16 protein-coding genes are annotated in these 18,713 nt (G+C 71.6%); 10 read left to right on the forward strand and 6 right to left on the reverse strand.

Annotated features, from left to right (window positions below; genetic code table 11):
* Nucleotides 1-36: 36 nt before the first annotated feature.
* Nucleotides 37-1,722 (reverse strand): BACON domain-containing protein, encoded by a 1,686-nt coding sequence (locus ACZ7L0_RS35020; protein WP_471246587.1) that lies wholly within the window; start codon nucleotides 1,720-1,722, stop codon nucleotides 37-39.
* Between the two features lie 207 nt (nucleotides 1,723-1,929).
* On the opposite strand from ACZ7L0_RS35020, the gene radA reads away from it, so the two are divergent.
* Both radA and disA read left to right on the forward strand, forming a co-directional pair.
* Nucleotides 1,930-3,339: a DNA repair protein RadA gene (gene radA / locus ACZ7L0_RS35025; protein WP_471246588.1), complete on the forward strand. Its 1,410-nt coding sequence runs from the start codon at nucleotides 1,930-1,932 to the stop codon at nucleotides 3,337-3,339.
* A gap of 81 nt (nucleotides 3,340-3,420) precedes the next feature.
* Nucleotides 3,421-4,545 (forward strand): DNA integrity scanning diadenylate cyclase DisA, encoded by a 1,125-nt coding sequence (gene disA, locus ACZ7L0_RS35030; RefSeq protein WP_471246589.1) that lies wholly within the window; start codon nucleotides 3,421-3,423, stop codon nucleotides 4,543-4,545.
* Between the two features lie 213 nt (nucleotides 4,546-4,758).
* Here disA and ACZ7L0_RS35035 read toward each other — a convergent pair whose 3' ends face one another.
* Nucleotides 4,759-5,592, reverse strand: coding sequence for a hypothetical protein (locus tag ACZ7L0_RS35035; protein WP_471246590.1), 834 nt, complete (start codon nucleotides 5,590-5,592; stop codon nucleotides 4,759-4,761).
* Nucleotides 5,593-5,763: 171 nt separating this feature from the next.
* Here ACZ7L0_RS35035 and ACZ7L0_RS35040 point away from each other — a divergent pair, with 171 nt between their 5' ends.
* The 5 genes from ACZ7L0_RS35040 (at nucleotide 5,764) to cseC (ending at nucleotide 10,224) form a co-directional block, all read left to right on the forward strand.
* Complete coding sequence (locus tag ACZ7L0_RS35040) at nucleotides 5,764-6,639, forward strand: HhH-GPD family protein (RefSeq protein ID WP_471246591.1); 876 nt, start codon at nucleotides 5,764-5,766, stop codon at nucleotides 6,637-6,639.
* Nucleotides 6,640-6,908: 269 nt separating this feature from the next.
* A complete protein-coding gene (locus ACZ7L0_RS35045; protein WP_132856486.1) occupies nucleotides 6,909-7,448 on the forward strand; it encodes a SigE family RNA polymerase sigma factor in 540 nt (179 codons plus the stop codon).
* A complete protein-coding gene (locus ACZ7L0_RS35050) occupies nucleotides 7,436-8,089 on the forward strand; it encodes a hypothetical protein (RefSeq protein ID WP_471246592.1) in 654 nt (217 codons plus the stop codon). Before ACZ7L0_RS35045 ends, ACZ7L0_RS35050 begins: the two co-directional genes overlap by 13 nt.
* A 73-nt stretch (nucleotides 8,090-8,162) precedes the next feature.
* Nucleotides 8,163-8,867, forward strand: coding sequence for a two-component system response regulator CseB (cseB, locus tag ACZ7L0_RS35055; RefSeq protein ID WP_471246593.1), 705 nt, complete (start codon nucleotides 8,163-8,165; stop codon nucleotides 8,865-8,867).
* A gap of 13 nt (nucleotides 8,868-8,880) precedes the next feature.
* Nucleotides 8,881-10,224, forward strand: coding sequence for a two-component system sensor histidine kinase CseC (gene cseC / locus ACZ7L0_RS35060; RefSeq protein WP_471246594.1), 1,344 nt, complete (start codon nucleotides 8,881-8,883; stop codon nucleotides 10,222-10,224).
* 283 nt (nucleotides 10,225-10,507) lie between these two features.
* Here cseC and ACZ7L0_RS35065 read toward each other — a convergent pair whose 3' ends face one another.
* The 3 genes from ACZ7L0_RS35065 to ACZ7L0_RS35075 form a co-directional block, all read right to left on the reverse strand.
* Nucleotides 10,508-10,954 carry a VOC family protein gene (locus ACZ7L0_RS35065; protein ID WP_471246595.1) on the reverse strand — a complete coding sequence of 149 codons (447 nt, stop codon included), beginning with the start codon at nucleotides 10,952-10,954 and terminating at the stop codon, nucleotides 10,508-10,510.
* Complete coding sequence (locus tag ACZ7L0_RS35070; RefSeq protein WP_471246596.1) at nucleotides 10,951-11,442, reverse strand: helix-turn-helix transcriptional regulator; 492 nt, start codon at nucleotides 11,440-11,442, stop codon at nucleotides 10,951-10,953. Before ACZ7L0_RS35070 ends, ACZ7L0_RS35065 begins: the two co-directional genes overlap by 4 nt.
* Before the next feature lie 123 nt (nucleotides 11,443-11,565).
* Complete coding sequence (locus ACZ7L0_RS35075; RefSeq protein ID WP_471246597.1) at nucleotides 11,566-13,164, reverse strand: MDR family MFS transporter; 1,599 nt, start codon at nucleotides 13,162-13,164, stop codon at nucleotides 11,566-11,568.
* 122 nt (nucleotides 13,165-13,286) lie between these two features.
* Here ACZ7L0_RS35075 and ACZ7L0_RS35080 point away from each other — a divergent pair, with 122 nt between their 5' ends.
* A complete protein-coding gene (locus tag ACZ7L0_RS35080) occupies nucleotides 13,287-13,883 on the forward strand; it encodes a TetR/AcrR family transcriptional regulator (RefSeq protein WP_471246598.1) in 597 nt (198 codons plus the stop codon).
* 6 nt (nucleotides 13,884-13,889) lie between these two features.
* On the opposite strand, the gene ACZ7L0_RS35085 is transcribed toward ACZ7L0_RS35080, so the two are convergent.
* Nucleotides 13,890-14,483, reverse strand: coding sequence for a M23 family metallopeptidase (locus ACZ7L0_RS35085; protein WP_471246599.1), 594 nt, complete (start codon nucleotides 14,481-14,483; stop codon nucleotides 13,890-13,892).
* Nucleotides 14,484-14,945: 462 nt separating this feature from the next.
* Between ACZ7L0_RS35085 and ACZ7L0_RS35090 the strand changes: the two genes are divergently transcribed.
* Together ACZ7L0_RS35090 and ACZ7L0_RS35095 are read left to right on the forward strand one after the other, a co-directional pair.
* Complete coding sequence (locus ACZ7L0_RS35090) at nucleotides 14,946-15,551, forward strand: HAD family acid phosphatase (RefSeq protein WP_471246600.1); 606 nt, start codon at nucleotides 14,946-14,948, stop codon at nucleotides 15,549-15,551.
* Nucleotides 15,552-15,615: 64 nt separating this feature from the next.
* On the forward strand, nucleotides 15,616-18,675 hold the full coding sequence (locus ACZ7L0_RS35095; protein WP_471246601.1) for an NACHT domain-containing protein: 3,060 nt from the start codon (nucleotides 15,616-15,618) through the stop codon (nucleotides 18,673-18,675).
* Nucleotides 18,676-18,713 lie beyond the last annotated feature (38 nt).

Genomic DNA, 18,713 nt, shown 5'->3' on the forward strand with positions numbered 1-18,713 from the left:
GGTGACCGCTGTGGACCGAGGCGGCCCGGCACCGCTCTAGCCGCCCGATGGGCCCGGGGCGCCGTCGTCGGCCGGTGGGGGCGTGGGGTTTCCGGGGTCGCCGGTCGGGGTCGGCGGGTCGGTCGGTGTGGGGGTCGGGTCGCTCGACGGAGGCGTGGCGGTGGGCGTGGGCTCGGCGGGGGACGAGGGCGTGGGGGTCGGGTCCGGGGTGGCGGTCGGGGGCGGGTCGGCCGGTGCCGTGGGGCCGGTGGGGGCGGTGCCGTACCCGTCGATCGAGACGACGGCGCCGGCCGGGGAGATCGACAGCCGTGCGGCCCAGTGGCCGGAGGGCTCGCGCAGCTGGTCGACGTACACCTTGATCGTGAACGACTCGCCGGGCCGGAGGGTTCCCGAGGACCGGCTGAGGTAGAGCCAGTCGGCCGCGGTGACCGCCGACCAGCGGACCGGGGAGGGCCCGGAGGCCGTGAGCGTGACGAGCGTGGTGTCGCCGCGGGTGTGGGCCGTCACGGCGAGGCGTCCCGCCCCCTTCCGCCCGGCGCCGGGGACGCTGACGACCTCCACGGAGACGTCGGACAGGCCGTCCTGCGTGAGCCGGCCGCCGGGGGTGCTGGCGTTCCCGGCGTTCTGGTAGCCGCCGGCCGGGTCGCCGTCGAGGCTGTGCGCCCCGTGCGCGGTGGCGGCGCGGCCGTCCTGCTCGCCGATCGGGGTGCCCCGGTAGGCCGCCCACAGGGCCAGCACGGGGGCGGCGACGACGGTGGCGACGACGGTCGTGGTGACGGCACGCGCGCGGATGCGGTCCCGGCGGGCGGCGCGGTCCTTGGGGTCCATGGGAAAGCCGCGCCGGTCGAAGCGGGGCGCGGCACTGCCCCGCGCGCGCGGGTGGTACGTCAGGGCGACGTGCAGAGCCGCGCGGGGTGCCTCCAGGACGGGCAGTTCGGCGGGGGTGACCGTGGCGCCGGGCCAGTGGCCGGGGACCGCGCGCTCGGCCGTACGGCGGCAGCACGGGCAGTCGTCGACGTGCCGCACCAGCTCGCGCCGCAGCGCGCTGCTGAGCATCAGCTGGTGGTCGCCGGTGAGCCGGGCCACGCCGGGACAGCCGCTGGTCTCGACGACGGCGAGGGCCGCGCGGGTGCGTTCGACCTCGCAGGCGGCGGAGGCCAGCAGCTCGCGGGCGGCGGCGGGGGCCAGGCCGAGGACGGCGGCGACCTCCTGGGTGGAGAGGTGGTGGCGCACGGCGAGTTCGAGCGCCTCACGCTGCTCGGGGCTGGTCCCGGCGGCCTCCGGCCAGGCCAGCAGGGCGAGTTCGCTCCGCCGCTGCTCCTGGACCTCCTCGGAGACCGGCGGAGCGGCGGTCTGCTGCTGGTCGGCGCCGGGGCGGCCGGCCGCGTGTGTGGCCTGACGTTTCTGCTTGGCCTCGGCCAGCTTGCGCAGGCACGCCCAGCGGGCCAGCGCGTACAGCCAGGCCCTGCGGTCGTCCGCCGCCTGCGGCCCCCGCTGCCCGCGCCGCTCGGCGAGCGCGAGGACGTCGCCCAGCGCGGCGGTCGCGGCGTCGTGGTCGCACAGCACGGACAGGCAGTAGGTGAACAGGCCGTCCAGATAGGGCTCGTAGCGCGCGGGCGTGCGCTGCGCCAGCGTGCGCGCCGCGGCGCGGTCACGCGCCTCCCGGTGCGCTCGGTGTGCGCCGGTGGTGCGGGTCGAGGTCTCCGGAATGCTGCTCGTCACCTGTGCGACCGTAGGCGGCCGCGGATGGCACCTTCTAACGCCTTGAGCACATTTAATCCATACGGGTGAAACGATCCCTCATAAGGGGACAGGAACCCCGGATTCCGCGACTCGGCGGTGGCCGGGACGGCGGGACGGACCCGCGTCGGGCCGGTCCGGTGGTGCTCAGGGGCCCGCGTTGTCAGTGGCGGCGGTTACGGTTCGTCCATGGCTGCCCGTACCAAGACCACCAAGGACCGCCCGTCCTACCGCTGCACCGAATGCGGCTGGCAGACGGCCAAGTGGCTCGGCCGTTGCCCCGAGTGCCAGGCGTGGGGGACGGTCGAGGAGTACGGCGCGCCCGCGGTGCGTACGACGGCGCCCGGGCGGGTCACCAGCTCCGCGCTGCCCATCGGGCAGATCGACGGGCGGCAGGCGACCGCCCGTCCGACCGGTGTGCCGGAGCTGGACCGGGTGCTCGGGGGCGGGCTGGTGCCGGGCGCGGTGGTGCTGCTCGCGGGTGAGCCGGGGGTCGGCAAGTCCACGCTGCTGCTGGACGTGGCGGCCAAGTCGGCGAGCGAGGAGCACCGCACCCTGTATGTGACGGGTGAGGAGTCGGCGAGCCAGGTGCGGCTGCGCGCCGACCGGATCAACGCCATCGACGACCATCTGTATCTGGCCGCCGAGACCGATCTGGCCGCCGTGCTCGGGCACTTGGACGCGGTGAAGCCGTCCCTGCTGATCCTCGACTCCGTGCAGACGGTCGCCTCCCCCGAGATCGACGGCGCGCCGGGCGGCATGGCCCAGGTCCGGGAGGTGGCCGGCGCCCTCATCCGCGCCTCCAAGGAACGCGGCATGTCCACGCTGCTGGTGGGCCATGTCACCAAGGACGGGGCCATCGCCGGACCCCGGCTGCTGGAGCACCTCGTGGACGTGGTGCTCCACTTCGAGGGCGACCGGCATGCCCGGCTCCGCCTGGTACGGGGAGTCAAGAACCGGTACGGGGCCACGGACGAGGTCGGCTGCTTCGAGCTGCACGACGAGGGCATCACCGGACTTGCCGACCCAAGTGGACTTTTCCTTACCCGTCGTGCCGAACCGGTCCCGGGGACCTGCCTGACGGTGACCCTGGAGGGCCGCCGTCCGCTGGTGGCGGAGGTCCAGGCGCTGACCGTCGACTCGCAGATCCCCTCCCCCCGGCGGACCACCTCCGGCCTGGAGACCTCCCGCGTCTCGATGATGCTCGCGGTGCTGGAGCAGCGGGGCCGGATCAGCGCCCTCGGCAAGCGGGACATCTACTCCGCGACGGTCGGCGGTGTGAAGCTGTCCGAGCCGGCCGCCGACCTCGCCGTGGCCCTGGCCCTGGCGTCCGCGGCCAGTGACACCCCGCTGCCGAAGAACCTCGTCGCCATCGGCGAGGTCGGCCTCGCGGGCGAGGTCAGACGGGTCACGGGGGTGCAGCGCAGGCTGGCCGAGGCGCACCGGCTGGGCTTCACCCACGCGCTCGTACCGGGTGATCCCGGCAAGGTCCCGCCGGGGATGAAGGTGCTGGAAGTCGCCGACATAGGGGACGCGCTGCGGGTCCTTCCCCGGTCCCGTCGTCGAGAGGCCCCACGGGACGCGGAGGAGCGCCGGTAGACTTTGCCCTGGTCTCGCCCGTCCGTACGAACCGAGTGCGCGAAACGGGAGCGCCCCAGAACCTGCGACCGGAGGAGTGCAGTGGCAGCCAACGACCGGGCGGCAGCTCCCGGAAAGTCCGGTGGGAGCTCCGGTGCCGATGGCCTGATGCGCGCCTCGCTGAGCGCCGTGGCGCCCGGCACGGCCCTGCGCGACGGCCTCGAGCGGGTCCTGCGCGGCAACACCGGCGGACTCATCGTGCTCGGCTCCGACAAGACGGTCGAGGCCATGTGCACGGGCGGTTTCGTCCTGAACGTCGAGTTCGCCGCCACCCGCCTGCGCGAGCTGTGCAAGCTCGACGGCGGCATCGTGCTCTCCTCCGACCTGTCCAAGATCCTGCGCGCGGGCGTGCAGCTGGTGCCGGACCCGACGATCCCCACGGAGGAGACGGGCACCCGGCACCGTACGGCGGACCGGGTCAGCAAGCAGGTCGGCTTCCCCGTGGTCTCCGTCTCCCAGTCGATGCGGCTGATCGCCCTGTACGTCGACGGTCACCGCCGTGTCCTGGAGGACTCCGCGGCGATCCTGTCCCGCGCCAACCAGGCCCTGGCCACGCTGGAGCGGTACAAGCTCCGTCTGGACGAGGTCGCGGGGACGCTGTCGGCGCTGGAGATCGAGGACCTGGTGACGGTCCGGGACGTCTCGGCCGTCGCGCAGCGCCTGGAGATGGTGCGCCGCATCGCCACCGAAATCGCCGAATACGTGGTCGAACTGGGCACCGACGGGCGTCTCCTCGCCCTCCAGCTCGACGAGTTGATCGCGGGCGTGGAGCCGGAGCGCGAGCTGGTCGTCCGGGACTACGTGCCGGAACCCACCGCCAAGCGCTCCCGCACGGTCGACGAGGCGCTCTCCGAACTCGACGCCCTCAGTCACGCCGAGCTCCTCGAAATGCCCACGGTCGCCCGCGCCCTCGGCTACACCGGTTCCCCCGAGAACCTGGACACCGCGGTGTCCCCGCGCGGCTTCCGTCTGCTGGCCAAGGTGCCCCGTCTGCCCGGGGCGATCATCGACCGTCTGGTGGAGCACTTCGGCGGTCTGCAGAAGCTCCTCGCCGCCAGCGTCGACGACCTCCAGACGGTGGACGGTGTGGGCGAGGCACGGGCGCGGAGCGTGCGGGAGGGCCTGTCGCGGCTGGCCGAGTCGTCGATCCTGGAGCGCTACGTCTGAGGCGTGCGGGTACCGGCGGGCCCGCCGTGTCTAGGGCCTGTCCGGCGGATCATGCCGCAGACGCGGGGCTTGGCACGCCCACCTGCGGCGTTGTCGTCAGTCGCCGACTCCCCCACGCTCGAATGCGCTCGCGCGGGGGGACCCCCATCGCCCCGCTCACCAGCGCCGATGAGGCGCCGCCCGTTTCCTGCGACCTGATCCGCCGGACAGGCCCTAGTCCGCCGACAGCACGAACGACGTCTTCGCCGTGGCGAAGCCCTTCGTCTTGGCCTCCACCAGATAGGTCCCGGCCTTGGCCGACCCCGCCGGAGGCGTCGCGCACTCCGGTGCGCTCGGCTTGCGGTCCCACTTCACGGTGTAGGTGATGGCGCTCCCGGCCGGCACCCGGAAGATCAGGCTCGCCGCGCCCTTGGGGCAGTCGGCCGAGGACCAGTAGTCGTCGTCGCCGTCGGCCCGCGTGATCGTCAACACCGCGTTCTTCGGCCCGAGATCGATCTTGCAGTCGCCCCCGGACGAGTTCTTCGCGGTGAGTTCGAAGGCCGGCGTCTGGTCCGGCGAGTACGAGTTGTGCACACTGCGCAGGCCCAAGGTGAGCGCGCCGGAGGTGCAGTTGGGCAGCGTGGAGGATGCCGGAAGCGCGTCGCCCGAACCGACGCTGCCGCCGCCGGAGCCGGATCCCGAGCCCGCGGAACCGCCGCCGCCCGCCCCGTCGGATCCCCCGGACCCCGCACCGTCCCCCGAGCCGGACGACCCGGACGACCCGCCCGATCCGGACGATCCGCTGCCGGAGTCCCCGCTCCCCGACTCGTCCCGGCCGCCCGGGTGTTGGCTTATCGCGGGCCCGGAGTCGGACGGGCCGGGTGTGATGGAGGGCGCGGGATTCTTGCCGTCGGATCCGTCGGCACCGTTCTTGCCGCCCCCGCCCCCCGAGGTGGCTATCCAGGCGATCAGCAGCGCCAACACGGCGACCACCGACAGCAGTACGACCCTCCGTCGCCAGTAGATGGAGGAGGGAAGCGGCCCGACCGGATTGCGCAGAGATCCCACGGCGCAAACTGTACGAGAGATCGCGGCGCTTGCTCGCGTCACCCGCCGCCCGGAACAGAACTTTTCCGGATCATCATTCCGGTAACCGCCTCCACTCGGGCCGCCGTTACGCCCGCGGCGGGCCACGCCGCAAACCGGACCCGCCCCACCCGTGGCAGGATCGGAGGTGCCATGACTGAGAAGCTTCACGCCCCCGTGATCGCCTGGTTCGACACCCACGCCCGCGACCTCCCCTGGCGCCGCCCGGAGGCGGGCCCCTGGGGCGTGATGGTCAGCGAGTTCATGCTCCAGCAGACACCGGTCAGCCGTGTGCTGCCGGTGTACGAGGAGTGGCTGTCCCGCTGGCCCCGCCCCGCCGACCTCGCCGAGGAGGCCCCGGGTGAGGCCGTGCGCGCCTGGGGCCGGCTCGGCTACCCGCGCCGCGCCCTGCGCCTGCACGGCGCCGCGGTCGCCATAACGGAACGGCACGGCGGGGACGTACCGACGGACCACGCGCAGCTGCTCGCACTGCCCGGCATCGGCGAGTACACGGCGGCGGCGGTGGCCTCCTTCGCGTACGGGCAGCGGCACGCGGTGCTGGACACCAATGTCCGCCGGGTGTTCGCCCGGGCGGTCACGGGTGTGCGGTACCCGCCGAACGCCACGACGGCGGCCGAGCGCAAGCTCGCCCGCTCCCTGCTGCCCGAGGACGAGGGGACCGCCGCCCGCTGGGCCGCGGCTTCCATGGAGCTGGGCGCGCTGGTGTGCACGGCGAAGAACGAGGGCTGCCACCGCTGCCCGATCACCGACCGGTGCGCCTGGCGGCTGGCGGGCAAGCCGGAGCACGAGGGGCCGCCGCGCCGCGGCCAGACCTACGCCGGCACCGACCGCCAGGTGCGCGGCAAGCTGCTGGCCGTACTGCGCGAGGCGCACGCCGCCGTGCCGCAGGCGGCCCTGGACCGGGTGTGGCACGAGCCGGTGCAGCGGGCCCGCGCCCTGGACGGGCTCGTCGCGGACGGTCTGGTGGAGCCGCTGCCGGGCGGGCTCTACCGACTGCCGTTGGGCTGACACACAGACACATCACAGCGGTGGAGGGCCGGTAACGGCCCCCTCCACTCGCCAAATCGCCTCATACGCGGGTGATTTACCGCACCCCTTTACCCCGGTCCTACGTCCGTTACACAACCGACGGACAGCCGAGTGCTACCCGCAGGCTGCTTCGGACAGCGCCGTGACAACAGCTCCGTAGCTTCATTGCTGTGCCCGAGACGACCGACGGGCGCACGGAACGACAGGCACGAGCCGGAGAAAAAACGGGGAACGGGAGGCGGTTGATCATGGCGCAGGGCGAGGTGCTCGAGTTCGAGGAGTACGTCCGCACCCGGCAGGACGCGCTGCTGCGCAGCGCCCGCCGGCTGGTGCCGGACCCGGTCGACGCCCAGGACCTGCTCCAGACGGCGCTGGTGCGGACGTACGGCCGCTGGGAGGGCATCGCGGACAAGCGGCTCGCGGACGCCTATCTGCGCCGGGTGATGATCAACACGCGGACCGAGTGGTGGCGGGCCCGCAAGCTGGAGGAGGTCCCCACCGAGCAGCTGCCGGACGCCTGCGTCGACGACTCCACCGAGCAGCACGCGGACCGGGCGCTGCTGATGGACATCATGAAGGTGCTCGCTCCGAAACAGCGCAGCGTCGTCGTGCTGCGACACTGGGAGCAGATGTCCACGGAGGAGACGGCCGCGGCCCTGGGCATGTCGGCCGGAACGGTCAAGAGCACGCTGCACCGGGCGCTCGCCCGGCTCCGCGAGGAGCTGGAGGCCCGCGATCTGGACGCACGCGCGCTGGAGCGTGAGGAGCGGGAGCGTTGCGCGGCCTGACCGGGGCCGGGCCCAGCCGGGCCCGACTGAGCTTGCAGGCGGTGATCACGGCGTCGGCCGTGCTCGCCGCCCTCGGCCTTTTCGCCGCCGCCTGCGCCACGGGCGGCACCGGCGCCCGGGACGAGGGCCCGGCGCACACCGACTCGGTGGCGGGTGTCGGGGCCTCCCCCGCGCCGAGCCCCTCGGACACCTTCCGTCGGGTGGACGCGGTCAATCTCGTCAAGGACGACCCGAAGGTCTCCACCGCGGTCAAGCGGGACCTCAAGCCGTGCTCCGGTGACAAGTACCCGATCGACGTGACCTACGGCGACCTGACCGGCGACAACGTCGACGACATCGTCGTGAACGTGCTGACGTGCGAGGACGCGGTGGGTGTGGGGTCGTATGTGTACCGCGCGCAGAGCGGCAGGTACCAGAATGTGTTCAAGGCCGAGGAGTCCCCGGTCTACGCGGAGATCGACCGGGGCGACCTGATGGTGACCCAGCAGGTGTACGAAAAGGGCGACCCGGTGTCGAACCCGTCCGGCGAGAGCGTGATCACGTACAGCTGGAGCGCGGGACGCTTCGTCCAGGAGGACTACCACCACACCGACTTCGGCAATGCGGTCGGGGGCGACGCGGCTCCGGTTCCGGGCACCTGAGTGAACCGGTCCGCCCTGCCATGCGTCACCTGTTCGAGAGCACGACACGCACACGAGGACTGAGAGCACCCGGATGGCAGACCACACCCACGTCCTGTTCGTCGAGGACGACGACGTCATCCGCGAGGCCACGCAGCTCGCCCTGGAGCGGGACGGCTTCGCGGTGACCGCCATGCCCGACGGGCTGTCGGGCCTGGAGGCGTTCCGGGCGAACCGGCCCGACATCGCGCTGCTGGACGTCATGGTGCCGGGCCTGGACGGGGTCAGCCTGTGCCGCCGTATCCGCGACGAGTCGACCGTGCCGGTGATCATGCTGTCGGCGCGCGCCGACTCCATCGACGTCGTCCTGGGCCTGGAGGCGGGCGCCGACGACTATGTGACCAAGCCGTTCGACGGCGCCGTGCTGGTCGCCCGGATCCGCGCGGTGCTGCGCCGCTTCGGGCATGCGAGCGGCGGGGACCGGGCGGAGGACTCCGGCTCCTCGGTGGACGGCGGCCTGCTGACCTTCGGTGAGCTGGAGGTCGACACCGGGGGCATGGAGGTGCGCCGGGCCGGGCAGCCGGTGGCGCTCACCCCGACCGAGATGCGGCTGCTCCTCGAGTTCTCCTCCGCGCCGGGCACCGTGCTCTCGCGCGACAAGCTGCTCGAACGCGTCTGGGACTACGGCTGGGGCGGGGACACCCGGGTCGTCGACGTCCATGTGCAGCGGCTGCGCACGAAGATCGGCCAGGACCGGATCGAGACGGTCCGCGGCTTCGGCTACAAGCTGAAGGCCTGAGCGGAGCAGGGGCATGCGGGGGTTCATTCAGCGCCGGATCAGGGGGCGCGTAGGACGTGCGGGTCTGCGTACGGGGCTCAGATGGAAGCTCAGTGCGGCGATCGCGCTGGTCGGCGCGCTGGTGGCGATCGCGCTCAGCCTGGTCGTGCACAACGCGGCGCGGGTGTCGATGCTGGACAACGCGCGTGATCTCGCCCTCGAGCGCCTGCAGATCCCCGAGCGGAACTACGTCCTGAACCGGCACACCAACTTCCCCGGCTCCGAGATCGACGACCCGAAGCTGCCGTCGGCGCTGCGGGAGAAGGTCGAGGACGGCCGCCGGGCCACCTTCGTGACGGACCACGGCCGCGACGCGCCGGACATCTGGGCGGCCGTGCCGATGAAGGACGGGCACGTGCTCTCCCTGCACACCCGCTTCACCGGCCGCAGCACCGACGTGATGAAGGACCTCGACCAGGCCCTGGTCATCGGCTCCATCGCGGTCGTCCTCGGCGGCAGCGCGCTCGGCGTGCTGATCGGCGGGCAGCTGTCGGGCCGGCTGCGCAAGGCGGCGGCCGCGGCGAACCGGGTCGCGCAGGGCGAGCCGGACGTACGGGTGCGGGACGCCATCGGCGGGGTCGTACGCGACGAGACCGACGACCTGGCGCGCGCGGTGGACGCCATGGCGGACGCCCTCCAGCAGCGGCTGGACGCCGAGCGCCGGGTCACCGCCGACATCGCGCACGAGCTGCGCACCCCGGTGACCGGGCTGCTGACGGCGGCCGAGCTGCTGCCGCCGGGCCGGCCGACCGAGCTGGTACTGGACCGGGCCAAGGCCATGCGGACCCTGGTCGAGGACGTCCTGGAGGTCGCCCGGCTGGACGGCGCCTCCGAGCGGGCCGAGCTGCAGGACATCATGCTGGGCGAGTTCGTCGCCCGGCGGGTGGCCGCCAAGGACCCGAGCGTCACCGTGCACGTGGTGCACGAGTCGGAGGTGACGACCGACCCGCGGCGCCTGGAGCGGGTGCTGTTCAACCTGCTCGCCAACGCCGCACGGCACGGCAGACCGCCGATCGAGGTCAGCGTCGAGGGCCGGGTCATCCGGGTCCGCGACCACGGGCCGGGCTTCCCCGAGGAGCTGCTCGCCGAAGGCCCCAGCCGCTTCCGCACCGGCAGCAAGGACCGCGCCGGTCAGGGCCACGGACTGGGCCTGACCATCGCGGCCGGGCAGGCCCGGGTCCTCGGCGCCCGGCTGACCTTCCGCAACGTCCGCCCCGCGGGCGCCGCGGAACACGTCCCGGCGGAGGGGGCGGTGGCGGTGCTGTGGCTCCCGGAGCACGCACCGACCGCCACCGGAAGCTACCCGATGCTGCCGTAACCCTCCGGCACGTGTCAGGGGCCCGCACTGCGACCACGCCGGTGTTGTTCCGGCGGTCCCGCCCGGCGTCGTCGACACGCCCTGGGGGACGCCGTACCGGCCGAGCAGCGCCAGGCGCTCTTCGACGGGTTCGCCGCCGTGACCCCCGTGGGCCGGGGCGGCCGCCCCGAGGACGTCGCCCGGGGCATCCACATGCCGGCCGCGAACACCTTCGTGACCGGTGTGGTCCTGGACGTCACGGGGGGCGAACCTGGCGAGGGGGCGCCGAGCCCCCGGACCGGGCTCAGCCCGCCCATTCCTTGGACAGGTCGAGGTCGCCCTCGTGGGGCTGGGTGAACGAGAACCAGTTCCCGGAGTCGTCGCGCAGCAGCGCCTCCGTGCCGTACGGACGCTCCTGCGGCTCCTGAAGGAACTCCACACCGCGCTCCTTGAGCGTCTTGTAGTCGCCGTGGATGTCGTCGGTGGTCAGCACACCGGCGCCGAGCACCCCCTTGGCCACCAGCTTCTTCACCATCTCGGCGGACTCCGGGTCCATCGCGGGCGGCCCCGGCACCATCAGGGTGAGCTCGACTTCGGGCTGGCTCCGCGCGCCCACGGTCAGCCAGCGCATGCCGCCCCCGCCCATCGTCATGTCGGTGCGGACCTCCAGGCCCAGCTTCTCGGTGTAGAACTCCTTGGCCCGGTCCTGGTCCAGTACCCAGACGGTCGAGATCTTGAGTCCCTTGATCATGGCGCGCTCCTGTCACGGCGATCGGCTCCTGCCCGGCCACCGTAGGCAGCCGCGGGCTCAGTCCGCTTCTCCGGAATTGCGCTCCGCGCCGCCGGGGCCCTTCGGAACCCTCCCGCCCACAGCATGGCGTAGCAGCCGGGTATGAGAGCGGCTCCGCGCCCCACGTGCTTCAGCCGGTACTCGCTGGGTGTCAGCCCGGTCCACGCCTTGAACCGGGCCGAGAAGGTGCCCAGGCTGCTGAAGCCCACCAGGTGGCAGATCTCGGTCACCGACAGGTCGGCGGTGCGCAGCAGGTCCTCCGCCCGCTCGATGCGGCGGTGCGTGAGGTACTGGCCGGGCGTCTCGCCGTACGCCTCCTTGAAGGCCCGTATGAAGTGGTAGCGCGAGTACCCGGCGTGCGCGGCCACCGCGTCCAGGGCGAGCCCGGGGTCGGCCCAGTCGCGGTCCATGGCGTCCTTGGCCAGGCGCAACTGGCGCAGCTTGTCCATACGGCGATGGTGGCACGGGGCACTGACAACGGCCCCGAGACCGCCGGGCGGCAAGGCGCAGGCCCCCGGGGCGGACACTCCGGGGGCCTGCGTCTTGCTTGCGCTTTACGGCTTACGGCTGGGTCAGACGGCCTCGATGACCTGGGCCGGCGCCGCGTCGGTGCTGTCCGCCGAGCCGTCCTCCGGCTTCTGCGGACCGCCCTTGAGCGGAACCTCCTTGACGAACACGGACGCCACCAGCACGACCAGCGCGACGACCGCGCCGAGCAGGAACGCCGAGTGCGTACCGGCGGACACCGCGTGCTGGTACGCCTCCCGGGCCGCCACCGGCAGCCGCTTCAGGCTGGCCGCGTCCAGCTGGGCGGACTGCTCGGTGACCTTGGAGCCCAGCGTGCCGGCCCGCTCGGACATGACGTCCTGGACCCGGTTGTTGAACAGCGCGCCCATGATGGCGACACCGAAGGAAGAGCCGAGCGTACGGAAGAGGGTGGTGGACGAGGACGCCACGCCCATGTCCTTCATCTGCACGCTGTTCTGCGCCACCAGCATGGTGATCTGCATCAGGCAGCCCATGCCGAGGCCTACGACGGCCATGTAGACGCCGGAGGTGAGCCGGGTGGTTTCCGTGTCCATCGTCGACAGCAGGTACAGGCCGACGACCATCAGGACGCCGCCGACGACGGGGAAGACCTTGTAGCGCCCGCTGTTGGTGGTGACCCGTCCGGCGACCATCGAGGTCACCAGCATCGCGCCGAGCATCGGCAGGAGCAGCAGCCCGGAGTTGGTGGCGGACGCGCCCTGCACGGACTGCTGGTACAGCGGCAGGAAGAGGGTGGCGCCGAACATCACGAAGCCGGTGATGAAGCCGATGATGGACATCAGCGTGAAGTTGCGGCTGCGGAAGATGTGCAGCGGCACGACCGGTTCGGCGGCCCGGGTCTGCCAGAACACGAACCCGACCAGCGCGACGACACCGATGGCGATCAGTTCCATGATCCGCGCGGACGTCCAGGCGTACTCCGTGCCGCCCCAGGTGGTGACCAGCACGATCGAGGTGATGCCGATGGTCAGCAGCGCGGCGCCCAGGTAGTCGATCCGGGCCTTGGAGCGCTTCTTCGGCAGGTGCAGCACGGCGGTGACGAGGGCGAGCGCGACGGCGCCGAGCGGCAGGTTGATGTAGAAGGCCCAGCGCCAGCCCCAGTTGTCGGTGATGGTGCCGCCGACCAGCGGGCCGCCGATCATCGCGAGCGCCATGACGCCGGCCATCATGCCCTGGTACTTGCCGCGCTCGCGCGGCGGAATGAGGTCACCGATGATCGCCATCACACCGACCATCAGACCGCCGGCACCGAGACCCTGCACGGCCCGGAAGCCGATCAGCTGGCCCATGTTCTGGGCCATGCCGCTCAGCGCGGACCCGACCAGGAAGATCACGATCGAGGTGAGGAAGGCGCCCTTGCGCCCGTACATGTCGCCGAGCTTGCCCCAGATCGGGGTGGAGGCGGCGGTCGCGAGGGTGTAGCCGGTGACCACCCAGGACAGGTGCTTCAGGCCGCCCAGCTCGCCCACGATCGTCGGCATCGCCGTACCCACGATCATGTTGTCGAGCATCGCGAGCATCATCGCGATCATCAGAGCGAGCAGGACGACCCGCACACTTCTGGGCGGTTTGCCCTCTACGTCGTTATTCACTGTCTTGTTTTCGCTCTGCGTGTCCGCCATCGTTCCCACTCCCCCAGGCCCACTACTTACTTGCCGCCCGGCTAGTTCACTACACTGGGAAGGTAGCGATGTCACTAGCCGGGCGTCAAGTAAGTTTCCGTGGGAGCGCGAGGAGTACGAGGATGGGCGACACCATGGACGGCACCAAGCAACAGCGCCGCGGCAAAACCCGCCAGCGCATCCAGGACGTGGCCCTCGAACTCTTCGCCGAGCAGGGCTACGAGAAGACGTCACTGCGCGAGATCGCCGAGCGCCTCGACGTCACGAAGGCGGCGCTCTACTACCACTTCAAGACGAAGGAAGAGATCCTCGTCAGCCTCTTCGAGGACCTGACGCGGCCGATCCGGGACCTGATCGACTGGGGCGCGCTGCAACCGCACACGCTGGAGACCAAGCAGGAGATCGTGCGGCGCTACAGCCAGGCCCTGGCCGACGCCGAGCCGCTCTTCCGCTTCATGCAGGAGAACCAGGCGACGGTACGGGATCTGCGCATCGGCGACACCTTCAAGGACCGCATGCGCAACCTGCGCGACATCATCATCGACCCCGACGCCGCCCTCGTCGACCAGGTCCGCTGCGTCAGCGCCCTGTTCACGCTGCACGCCGGCATGTTCGTCATGCAGGACGTCCAGGGCGACCCCGAGAAGAAGCGCGAGGCCGTTCTCGAGGTCGCCGTGGATCTGGTCACGCAGGCCCACCGGGCCGCCCGCGAGTCCTGAGGGGACTCAGACGGTGACGCCCTTGGCGCGCAGGAAGGCGACGGGGTCGATCGCCGAGCCGTAGTTCGGGGTCGTGCGGATCTCGAAGTGCAGGTGCGGGCCGGTGGAGTTACCGGTGTTGCCGGACTTGGCTATGTGCTGACCGGTGGCGACGATCTGGCCGACCCTGACGTCGACCCGCGAGAGGTGGGCGTACTGCGAGTACTGCCCGCCCGCGTGCTTGATGACGATGGCGTTGCCGTAGGCGGGCCCGTCACCGGCGCCGTTGCCGCCGGCCTTGACCACGGTGCCGCCGTGCGCGGCGACCACGTCGGTGCCGATCGGCACGGCGAAGTCCTGCCCGCTGTGCTTGGCCTTCCAGTGGGACCCGGCCTGGTTGAAGCCCGCGGACAGCGTGTACTTCTTCACCGGGTCGACCCAGGCGGCGGACTTGGCGGTGACGGTCGTCGAGGCGGTGGTGGCGGCGGCCTGCGGAGCGGCGGCGCTCGCGACCCCGGCCCCCAGTACGGCCGTCGCGCCCACACCGGCGGCCAGGGCGGCGACGCGGGTGCGGAGAAGGGACGTACGGCGGGGCATGCGGGACGTGACGCGCTGGGACATCGAAACCTCGGGGGGTCGGGGACAGATGAGCCACCCGACGCGATCGACGTCCGCCGGATGGGCCACACCTTGGTACCCCTTGGGTGCATTCGCGCCAAAACCGGACATCTACGGCCTTTGCTCGTACTCGGCCGACAAATGTCCGACCCCTTGACAGGGCATTTACCGGAAGGGTGCGTCGCTTTCCGCAAAGAACAGGTCCGACTATCTCCGCTAGTAACGGACATTTCGCCTGTGCGGCATATCACCGAATTGCAAGATCGACGATGCCGGAATGTGACCGGCGCTACGTCGATGGGCGCTCCCCAAGCCCCCTCGAAAGTCGCCCTGTTGATGTGACGCACACCTCTGTACGCCTACCCATCGGTAACCCTACGGTTCCCCTCGCGCCACCCTCACCGACGATCATGCCCCTGACACAGGCACCGTACGGCCGCGTACGGACGTGAGAGGACCCCACCGATGACCAGACGCCCCTGGGCGCGCCGCATATCCGTCACCGCCGTCTCCGTCGCCGCCCTCGCGGCGATGGCCACGCCGGCCGACGCCGCGACCACGAGCGGCACCGCCGCCAAGGTCGACTACGCCACCTGGCAGAAGGACTGCCAGACGGTCATGGACCAGGCCCTGCCCTATCTGAAGCAGCGCATCGCCGCCGCCAAGCCGGGCGAGAAGCAGGCCATCGTCTTCGACATCGACAACACCACGTTGGAGACCGACTTCGGCTTCAGCTACCCGCAGCCGGCCAACCAGCCCGTCCTGGACGTCGCCGAGTACGCCCAGGGGCACGGCGTCTCCCTCTTCTTCGTCACCGCCCGCCCGGGCATCATCGCCGCGCCCACCGAGTGGAACCTCGAACACGACGGCTACGAAGTCTCCGGCCTCTACGTCCGCGGCCTGCTCGACCTGTTCAAGGACGTCGCCACCTACAAGACCGCCCAGCGCGTCGGCATCGAGAACAACGGCTACACGATCATCGCGAACATCGGCAACAGCGCCACCGACCTGTCGGGCGGCCACGCCGAGAAGACGTTCAAGCTGCCGGACTACGACGGGCAGCTCTCCTGACCCCTCGCTCCGGTCAACTACGGGTAGTCTCACCTCCGTTCGCACGCGTTCGGGGGTGAGGCGGATGGATCCGGCGGTCATCGGCGGCAAACTGGCAGGGGCCTTGGTCGGTCCGCTGGCGAAGAAAGTGGTCCCGTCCCAGCAGCCGGGCGCCGGGCTGGTCGACAAACCCGTACGGCTCGCGGAGCTCGTCTCCCTCCGGGGCGAGAAGCGCGTCCTGCGGGAGAAGGAGATGCGCCGGCTCGCCGAGCACCTGGTCGGGGAGGCGGTGGAACGGCTCGGAGGGCCGCCCTTCCCCCCCGACGAACAGACCGCCGTCGCCGACGCCCTGGCCCGTCGCCTCCTCGCCCTCGGGGACCTGGACATGGACGCCGTCCACGCCGTCCGCCTGGGCGAGCGCGAGCTGGCCGTACGGCTGCGGCGCGCAGCCCCCGCGGCCGACGGGCTGTCCACGGACTCCCGCTTCTTCCTCGACTCCGCGACGGAGTCGGCGTGCCTGCACATCCTGGAGTTCTTCACCCGGCGCTCCACCTTCGTACCCCGCGCCCTCGTCGAACAGAGCCGGGGCCAGGCCGAAGTGCACCGCAAGGTCGACGAACTCATCGCCCGGACCCCGCGCCCCTCCGACCGGGACACCGCCTTCGAGCACCGCTACCTGCCGTATGTAGCCGAACACCACAACCACATCACCATCTACGGCATCGACCTGCGCGACTCCCCCGACCGCTGGCCGCTCCAGGTCGCCTACCTCAGCCTGGAGGCGACCACCGCGGAGGAGGTCCCGCGCGACACGGCCCCGGACGAGCGGCCACCCACCGCCGCGGGCCGGCTGCCCGCCGAGGAGGCGCTGCTCACCGACTCCCGGGTCCTGCTGCGCGGTGACGCCGGCTCCGGCAAGACGACCCTCGTGCAGTGGCTGGCGGTCACCGCGGCCCGGACCGGCGACCGCATCCCCTACGTCCTCCCCCTGCGCACCCTGATCCGCACGGGCCCGCTCCCGTCCCCGGCCGACTTCCTCAAGGTGGTGAGCTGCCCGCTCACCCCGCCGGAGGGCTGGGCGGAACGCGTCCTGACGGCGGGCCGCGCCCTGGTCCTGGTGGACGGCCTGGACGAGATCCCGGCCGCCGACCGCCACCGCACCCGCGACTGGCTCCGCTCCCTGCTCCAGGCCTACCCCGGCAACCACTGGCTCCTGACCTCCCGCCCGTCGGCCGTACGCCCCGACTGGCTGGCCCAGGAGGGCTTCCGGGAGCTGGCACTGGCCCCGATGCGCCGCTTGGAGGTCACCACGTTCGTCCGCCGCTGGCACGAGGCGGCCCAGGCGCCGGAGTACGAGGGGCCGCTCCTGGACGCCCTGCGCACGAAGCGGGACTTGGCCCGGCTGGCCACCAACCCGCTGATGTGCGGCCTGATCTGCGCGCTGCACCGGGAACGGCGGGGCTATCTCCCCACCGGCCGCAAGGAGTTGTACGACGCCGCCCTCGCGATGCTCCTCGCCCGCCGCGACCGGGAGCGGGGCATGGGCGCGGTGGACGGCGTGGAACTGGGCGAGGAGGCCCAGCTGGAGCTGTTGCAGCGCCTGGCCTACGCGCTGGTGCTGAGCGGCCGCCCGGAGATGGACCTCGACACGGCCGAGGGGATCGTGGAACGCTGCCTGCCGACGGTGGCCTCCGCGGCGGGCCAGGGCGACGCGGCGACGGTACTGCGCACCCTCCTGCTGCGCAGCGGGCTGCTGCGCCAGCCTGCCGAGGGGGTCGTGGACTTCGTCCACCGCACCTTCCAGGACTACCTGGGAGCGCGTTACGCCGTGGAGGAGGGCCACCTCGACGTCCTCACCAGCCACGCCGACGACACCCAGTGGGAGGACGTCATCCGCATGGCGGTGGCCCACGCCCGCCCCCGCGAACGCGCCTCGGTCCTACGCCGGCTGCTGGCCCGGGACACTCCCCGGCTCACCTTGCTGGCACTGGCCTGCCTGGAGCATGCGGCGGCCCTGGATCCGGGGGTGCGGGCGGAGGTGGAGACGCGGGCGGCCGCGCTGATTCCGCCCTGGACGCCGGAGGGCGCGAAGGCACTGGCGGAGGCCGGGCCCTTGGTGCTGGAACTGCTGCCGGGGCCGGAGAAGCTGACGCGGGAGGAGGCACGCGGTGTGACGGTCGCCGCCTCGCTCCTCGGAGCGGAGGAACCGGAGGGAGCGCTGGCCGTGCTGCGGCGGTTCCGGGAACACCGGGATCTCGATGTGCGGCGCCAGCTGGTGGGGACCTGGGGCCGGTTCGACGCCGATGTCTACGCGGCCGAGGTCCTGGACCACCTGCACCGGACGGACCTCCTCCTGACCTGCGAGTCGGACGAACAGCGTGCAGCCGTGGCCCGGATGCGCCCCTGGCACCGCCTCTCCTTCGAGGGCCCGCACAGGGTCGAAGACATCCTGGCCGCAGTACAGGCACCCGAAGTGGTGACAACGCTCGACCTGTGGGACAACCCGCTCGTGGGCGATCTGGCGATCCTCCTGCCGTTCACCTCGCTCGAGGAGCTCTGGCTCGATGTCTGTCTGGCAGCCACGGGACTCGAATGCCTGTCCAGCTTGCCACTCCTCGATCTCAACCTCGCCCGCATCGCCGACGTGAGGGGGCTGCGGTCCTTGTGCTCCCTTACCCGCCTCACCTTGAGTCAGGAACTGCCGGGCTCCGACCTCACCCACACCCTGCCGGTCGACGCACCGCTGGATTACCTCTCTCTGGGTGAGAACAGCACGGACAGCACGGGGCTGCGTGGCCTGCAGCACTGGACCGGCCTGCGGTCGCTCAGCCTCGGGCGGCTGAGCACGGAACTCACGGCCGCCGACTGGCAGGCGGTCACCGCACTGCCCGAACTGTCTCAGCTGTCCATACACGCGACGATCATTCGAGACTTTCCGGACTCCATCGGCCTCATGCCGGAACTTCCGGGCGTCGAGGAACTGCGGGTCGGTGCGCTGGACGGCTCCGAGGATCTCTCCGCTCTGGTGCCGCGATTGCCAGGACTCCGCAGGGTGGTCCTGCGGAACCAGCCCAGCCGCCCCCTCCCTGCCTCTCGTTTCGCCCACCTCTTCTCAGAAGTGGACCTCGTGCTCAACGAGCACTGAAAACGCCGAAAGGGACCGGTGCTAAAAGCACCGGCCCC

This window comes from Streptomyces sp. NPDC039424, from assembly GCF_055639495.1.

Excerpts from the sequence above, each read along its gene's own strand:
- ACZ7L0_RS35070 (WP_471246596.1), bottom strand. The coding sequence starts at position 11,442 with ATGGACAAGCTGCGCCAGTTGCGCCTGGCCAAGGACGCCATGGACCGC.
- ACZ7L0_RS35075 (WP_471246597.1), bottom strand. The coding sequence starts at position 13,164 with ATGGCGGACACGCAGAGCGAAAACAAGACAGTGAATAACGACGTAGAG.
- radA (WP_471246588.1), top strand. The coding sequence starts at position 1,930 with ATGGCTGCCCGTACCAAGACCACCAAGGACCGCCCGTCCTACCGCTGC.
- ACZ7L0_RS35090 (WP_471246600.1), top strand. The coding sequence starts at position 14,946 with ATGACCAGACGCCCCTGGGCGCGCCGCATATCCGTCACCGCCGTCTCC.
- ACZ7L0_RS35080 (WP_471246598.1), top strand. The coding sequence starts at position 13,287 with ATGGGCGACACCATGGACGGCACCAAGCAACAGCGCCGCGGCAAAACC.
- ACZ7L0_RS35095 (WP_471246601.1), top strand. The coding sequence starts at position 15,616 with ATGGATCCGGCGGTCATCGGCGGCAAACTGGCAGGGGCCTTGGTCGGT.
- ACZ7L0_RS35065 (WP_471246595.1), bottom strand. The coding sequence starts at position 10,954 with ATGATCAAGGGACTCAAGATCTCGACCGTCTGGGTACTGGACCAGGAC.
- cseC (WP_471246594.1), top strand. The coding sequence starts at position 8,881 with ATGCGGGGGTTCATTCAGCGCCGGATCAGGGGGCGCGTAGGACGTGCG.
- ACZ7L0_RS35085 (WP_471246599.1), bottom strand. The coding sequence starts at position 14,483 with ATGTCCCAGCGCGTCACGTCCCGCATGCCCCGCCGTACGTCCCTTCTC.
- ACZ7L0_RS35040 (WP_471246591.1), top strand. The coding sequence starts at position 5,764 with ATGACTGAGAAGCTTCACGCCCCCGTGATCGCCTGGTTCGACACCCAC.
- cseB (WP_471246593.1), top strand. The coding sequence starts at position 8,163 with ATGGCAGACCACACCCACGTCCTGTTCGTCGAGGACGACGACGTCATC.
- ACZ7L0_RS35045 (WP_132856486.1), top strand. The coding sequence starts at position 6,909 with ATGGCGCAGGGCGAGGTGCTCGAGTTCGAGGAGTACGTCCGCACCCGG.